This window comes from Nonomuraea lactucae, from assembly GCF_003313395.1.
Classification (GTDB): Bacteria; Actinomycetota; Actinomycetes; order Streptosporangiales; family Streptosporangiaceae; genus Nonomuraea; species Nonomuraea lactucae.
Window position 1 is genome coordinate 1 of record NZ_QNFZ01000825.1, and the last position, 5,607, is coordinate 5,607.

Consider the following 5,607-nt stretch of genomic DNA (forward strand, 5'->3'; position numbering starts at 1 on the left):
CGCGCGAAGGGCGTGCGCCTGGCCGCCGAGGCGGCCGAGGCCGTGCCCGTGGAGGCCGACGCGGGAGCCCTCGGCCGGGCGCTCGGAAACCTCGTGGTGAACGCGATCCGGCACACGCCCTCCGAACGGATCGTCGTGCTGCGGGCCGCGGTCGAGTCCGGGATGGCGTGCCTGTCGGTCTCCGACTGCTGCGGCGGCATTCCGGAGGACGACCTGCCGCGGGTGTTCGAGGTGGCGTTCAGGGGCGAGAGCGCCCGCACCCCCACCCGGGACGGGGGAGCCGGGCTCGGCCTGGCGATCGCCCAGGGCATCGTCGAGGCGCACGACGGGATGATCGGCGTGGTCAACGACGGGCCCGGGTGCCGTTTCGAGATCCGGCTCCCTCTCGTGAGGTGATCCGCCCGGCGGGATGAGGTGTTCGGCTGACTAGGGGTGGCGGTCAGGCGGACTCCGGCAGTGGGGCGAAGGCCGTGCCGAAGGCCTCGGACATGGCGCGGAACGTCGGGCAGGGCCAGCGCCACATGCAGCTGCGGCAGCGCAGGATCGGATGGGCGGTGTCGCTGGTTATGCCGCCGGCGTCGCGCGGCTGGTGCAGGTCGAGCAGCCGCAGGGTGAGCTCGGCGAACGCGAGCAGGTCCTCGCGGGCGCCGGTCAGGAAGTCGAGGTCCTCGACGGCCAGCCGGGTGCGGACCGGGACGAAGCCCTCGTGGTTGACGAGGCCGCGCAGCCGCTTCGCCTCCTCACGCCAGGAAGCCGCCTTGTCGGTGCGGATGAGAATGGTCTCCAGGTGCTCGCGGAGCCGTTGCCGCTGAGGATCTTCGGGTTGTTCACTGTTCATCGCGTTGAGCGGGCCCGTGTCTCGCCCAGCCCCTCCTTCTCGGTGAAGTGTTCCGGCCGCGCCGGTGTCACAGTGTCAAGCTTCGCGTACTCTCCGTCCCCATGAAGCCCAAACGGATGACAAAAACCGGTGCTTACCCTCTCGGCGTGACAACGTGACCGGAAGGCTCCGCGCCGCTAGCCTGCCCATGTGGAGCTCAAGGTCTCGACTCGATCACATGCCGGCCATGCACTCGTTGCGGTCACCGGCGAAATCGACCTCTATACGGCACCCCACCTGCAGTCGGAGTTCAGCCGCCTGCTGCAGGACGGGCCCAGCCAGGTGGTCATCGACATGTCCGGCGTGGATTTCTGCGACTCCACGGGGATGAACGTCCTGCTTTCGGCGCTCAAACGCATGAAGGAGCGCGGCGGCTCCCTGCACGTGGCCGCCCCGCGCCCGGCCGTACGCAAGATCCTGCAGGTCACCGGCCTCGACTCGGTGTTCATCGTGCATGACGAGGTGCCGCAGGAGTTCCTCATCGCCGAGGGATCATGACGGCTGGCGAGCACGGCCCTGAGCAGGGCCCGGCGGGTGGCTCGGCAGGTGGCTCGGCGGGCGACACGGCCGTCGTCGTCCCGGCCAAGGACGAGGCCCATCGCATCGGCGCCACCGTCACCGCCGCCCTGGCCCTGCCCGGCGTCGACCTGGTCGTGGTCGTCGACGACGGCTCCGCCGACCAGACCGGCAGGGTGGCGCGGGCGGCGGGCGCCAGGGTGGTGCGTCACAGCCGCAACCGCGGCAAGGCCGCCGCCATGGAGACGGGCGCGGAGGCCGTACGCCTCCTCGACGCCGAGACGCCGCGCCACTTACTGTTCCTGGACGCCGACCTCGGCGAGACCGCCCGCGCGGCGGCCGCCCTGATCGCGCCGGTCCGCGAAGGCAAGGCCGACATGGCCATCGCCGTTTTCGCCACCCGGGTCAAGCTGGGCGGCCACGGCGTGGTCGTCAAGCTCTCGCGTGAGGGCATCCGGCGCGCCACCGGCTTCGAGGCCGCGCAGCCGCTCAACGGCCAGCGCTGCCTCACCCGCGACGCCTTCGAGGCGGCCCGTCCCCTGGCCCACGGCTTCGGCGTGGAGACCGCGCTGACCATCGACCTGCTGCGCAAGGGCTTCCGGGTGGTCGAGGTCCAGGTGGAGATGAGCCATCGCGCCACCGGCACCGACTGGCGAGCCCAGCTCCACCGCGCCAAGCAGCTCAGGGACGTGGCTCGGGCACTGGCGACCCGCGAGCCGCTGATCGCCCAAAACCTCAACAAACTCCGCGCCAACCGCTGATCCGCCCCGCGCAAACCTCTCATACAGCGACGCTTCTCACCTTCTCTGGGCTGAGGCACCTGAACGGGGACGCACCTGGAGGGTCGGCCGTGTGGCCTTACGGCGGCAGGGTGTGGCCGGGGTGTGCTGGAATTTGCGGATGACTTCGGAGACGCGGAGCGCGAGGCCCGCCACCCGGCTGCCGGGGCCGGCCGCGGCGGCGATCGGCGGGTCGGTCCTGCTGACGATCACCATCGGCCTGCTCGGGCCGTCCGCGATGGTGCCCGCGCTGGGCGGGCCCGCCTGGCTCCCGCCGTTCTCCCTGGACGCGCGCCCCGATCCCCGACTCGTGGTCGGCCTGGCCGCCGCCGCGATCCTCCTCGGCGGGCTCGGCACGCTGGCCGCCCTCGCCGCCACCCGTGCCGAGGTCCGCCCAGGAGCCCGTGCCGAGGTGCCCCCACGGCCAAGTCCCGAGGCCCGGCCAAGTCCCGAGGCTCGGCCAAGTCCCGAGACTCGGCGCGAGACAGCGACGGGAGCCTCGGACGCCCTTCGCGAGGGCGCGGCCGCCGCACGGGTGCTCGTGCTGCTCGGGTGCGTGGTCGCCGCGGTCCTCGCCTTCCTGCCGCCCTCCGGCTCGGGCGACCACCTCAACTACGCCGCGTACGGGCGCATGGTGGTCCTGGGCGTCAACCCCTACACCCACGGTGCCACCGACCTGCCGGGCGACCCCATCGCCGACGCCGTCGAGGAGCCCTGGCGCGAGGAGCCGAGCGTGTACGGCCCCGTCGCGACGGCGGCGCAGGCCATGGCGAGCTGGATCGGCGGCGACTCGCTCAAGCTCACCCTGTTCGTGCTGGCCCTGGTCAACTCGGCCGCGTTCGTGGCCACGGGTCTGCTCATCGACCGATTCACCCGCGACGATCCCGCCAGGCGCCTGCGGGGCGCGCTCCTGTGGACGGCGAACCCGCTCCTGCTCTACCAGCTCGTCGCGGGCATGCACGCCGACACGCTCGCCATAGCGTGCATGGTGGCCGCGCTCCTGGCCAGAGCCCGGCCGGCCGTATCGGGGCTGCTTCTCGGCCTGGGCGTGGCCGTGAAGGTCAACGCCGGGCTGGTCGCCCTCGGGCCCGCCTGGGAGCTGCGACGCCGCCCGGGTCGCCTGGCGCTGATGGCGGGGGTCGCGCTGGCCGTGGTGGTCGCCGGATACGCCCTGGCCGGGGCCGACGCCGTCAGCCCGGTGACCCGCACCAGCAAGTCCGTCTCGCACGCCTCGTTCTGGAAGCTCGTCCAGGGGTGGCTGCAGGCCGTCGTCGGCGAGGGGAGCGCGTATCGCGCCGAGATCCAGATCGGCTCGCTGGTCGTTCTGGTGGTGGTTGCCTGGTCGCTGTTCCGGCTGGCCGGTCGGCTCTGCGGCGCGCTCTCGGCCGAGGTGGTGGCGGTGGTGCTGGTCAGCGCGTACGTGTTCGCCACGCCGTACGTGCTGCCCTGGTACGACGGGATGGCGTTCGGGGTGCTCGCGCTGGTGGCGGCCACGGCGCTCGACGGGTTCCTCGTCGCGCACCTGCTCGTGCTGTCCCTGGCCTACCTCCCGGCGCGTGTCGTGGGGCAGCCGGAGGACCTCGAGTGGCTCAGGACCGTCGTCAGGCCTCAGGTCGTTCCATGGGCACTGCTGGCGCTGACCGCGGCGCTGGTGTGGTGGGCCTGGCGAGCCGCAGGGCGCGTACGGACGCCGCGAGCGTCAGCGGCACCGCCACCGTGAGGGCCATGGCGGGGATGGCGATCCCCGAGTCGTTCATCAGGAACCCGATGAACGCGCAGGTCAGCGCGCCGAACAGGCCGGCTCGGAGGGCCGGCGCGAGGGCGTATGCCTGGCCGAGGGCCGAGGCGCCCCAGCGCGACGGACGGTCGAGCACCAGGAACAGGAAGGCCAGGGCCACCAGCGACAGGAGGGTGAGCGACCAGTTGCCGACGGTCACGCCGACCATCGCGCCGAACTTGCGGCCGACGACGGTCAGCGCCTGGCCGTCGATGATCTGCTGTACGAACGTGCCCAGGTGGGTTCGCTGGGCTGCCGGGCGCAGCCAGTCGACGACGGCGATGGCGCCGATCAGCGCGGCGCCGGCGAGTCCCACGAGGAGCAGCTTCACCACCGAGACCCGGCGGCCGGACAGCAGGATCAGGAAGACCGCCAGGCCGACCACGAAGGCCGGCACGCCGCCGAAGTCGGCGCCCCACGACGGCCACCCGTCCGCGAAGATCGCGAACCCGCCGTACCCCACGCAGACCGCCACCACGGCGGGCCTCCGCACGCCCTGGCCGAGCAGCCACTGGGACACTCCCGCCAGGGCGAGGATCGTGCCCGTCGAGTAGATGGCGAAGGCGATGTTGCTGAAGCCGTAGAACCTGCCCCCGGTGACGGGCTCGTAGCCGGTCACGGCGTTCACCTGGAGGGTGGAGCCGGTCATCACGTCCAGGAGCAGGGACACCGAGGTCACGGCCGCGACCACGGTCAGGGGGCCCATCACGTGACCCCGCCACGGCCCGGCGAACGCCAGGCCGGTGATCAGGCCCGCGATGGCGAGGATCGTGACGATCACAGCCAGCATCGGGGCCGGCAGGGTCCACCAGGGCACGAGCTGCGCCAGGAACGTGGACACGGCGATGGCGCCGCTGAGCACGGCCACGACCTGCACGGTGACCAGGACCCCCGACGCGCCCGCGTCGTCCACGAGCGCGTCGTCGTCCGCGGGTGTGCCGTCCTCGCCGGGGGCGCTGTCTCCGCCGGGGGCCACGGGGGCCCGCGCGCCCCGCCGGCGGCGCAGGGTCAGCGCGGCGAAGGCGTAGAACAGCAACACCACCGTCACGAACACGGCGAAGAACGGCCCGCGCACCTCACGCAGCACCTGGCTGGCCAGGTCGGCGTCCACGAGCTCGGCGACCGTGGCGGCCGGGGTGGCCGGCGCGGATCCGCCGTTCTGCCAGCTCCGCCCGACCATCTCGCGCGGCTGTTCCAGGCCCAGGGCGGCGACGGCGGTGGCCGTCACGTCGTTGATCGTCACCAGGGCGTCCTGGCGGGTGGAGGTCGCGGTGAGGTGGCCGTGCCGGTACGGCTCTCCGCCGGGCGATGGGCCGGTGGCCAGGGCGAGGTGCAGGTGGGGGTTCGGGGTGACGTCGGAGACGCCCGCCACCAGGACGGTCGTGCCGCCCGGCAGCCTGCCCAGGAGCGCGCCCACGCGGCGGTCCGCCCCCTCTGCCGCCGCCCGCCTGGTGGCCGTGGGCATGGGCGTGGGCACGCCGTACTCGTCCAGTGGGCGGGCGGTCCAGGCGGTGGCCAGCTCGGGCGCCTCCAGGACGATCAGGTGGTACGGGGTGAGATCGGGAAGGGCTTCCACACTGTCGGCGTATCTGGCGACATGTCCGGACCCGTCGGCGGCGGCGAGCGCGGCGCCCGGGCCGATGGCGGCCACCCGGCCG

At 73.0% G+C, this 5,607-nt stretch carries 6 protein-coding genes; 4 read left to right on the forward strand and 2 right to left on the reverse strand.

Going from position 1 to position 5,607, the window contains the following annotated elements; genetic code table 11:
* Window positions 1–396: sensor histidine kinase (locus tag DQW85_RS28700; protein WP_162795452.1), on the forward strand; the 396-nt coding region annotated here is incomplete at its 5' end.
* Window positions 397–439: 43 nt separating this feature from the next.
* On the opposite strand, the gene DQW85_RS28705 is transcribed toward DQW85_RS28700, so the two are convergent.
* The gene (locus DQW85_RS28705) at window positions 440–838 is read right to left on the reverse strand and encodes a hypothetical protein (RefSeq protein ID WP_109524910.1); all 399 of its coding nucleotides are present in this window, start codon (window positions 836–838) and stop codon (window positions 440–442) included.
* A 189-nt stretch (window positions 839–1,027) separates the two neighbouring features.
* Between DQW85_RS28705 and DQW85_RS28710 the strand changes: the two genes are divergently transcribed.
* The 3 genes from DQW85_RS28710 to mptB all read left to right on the forward strand — a co-directional run bounded on the left by DQW85_RS28710 (window position 1,028) and on the right by mptB (window position 3,892).
* Window positions 1,028–1,375, forward strand: coding sequence for an STAS domain-containing protein (locus DQW85_RS28710; RefSeq protein WP_113702992.1), 348 nt, complete (start codon window positions 1,028–1,030; stop codon window positions 1,373–1,375).
* A complete protein-coding gene (locus tag DQW85_RS28715) occupies window positions 1,372–2,154 on the forward strand; it encodes a glycosyltransferase family 2 protein (RefSeq protein WP_113702993.1) in 783 nt (260 codons plus the stop codon). Before DQW85_RS28710 ends, DQW85_RS28715 begins: the two co-directional genes overlap by 4 nt.
* 139 nt (window positions 2,155–2,293) lie before the next feature.
* Entirely contained in the window at window positions 2,294–3,892 is a 1,599-nt protein-coding gene (mptB, locus tag DQW85_RS28720; RefSeq protein ID WP_205315485.1) for a polyprenol phosphomannose-dependent alpha 1,6 mannosyltransferase MptB, read from the forward strand.
* Here the strand turns inward: mptB and DQW85_RS28725 are convergent.
* Window positions 3,774–5,607: hypothetical protein (locus DQW85_RS28725; RefSeq protein WP_162795453.1), on the reverse strand; the 1,834-nt coding region annotated here is incomplete at its 5' end. The two genes, mptB and DQW85_RS28725, sit on opposite strands and share 119 nt — an antisense overlap.

Coding starts and splice junctions, on each gene's coding strand:
- DQW85_RS28715 (WP_113702993.1), top strand. CDS start 1,372: ATGACGGCTGGCGAGCACGGCCCTGAGCAGGGCCCGGCGGGTGGCTCG.
- mptB (WP_205315485.1), top strand. CDS start 2,294: ATGACTTCGGAGACGCGGAGCGCGAGGCCCGCCACCCGGCTGCCGGGG.
- DQW85_RS28705 (WP_109524910.1), bottom strand. CDS start 838: ATGAACAGTGAACAACCCGAAGATCCTCAGCGGCAACGGCTCCGCGAG.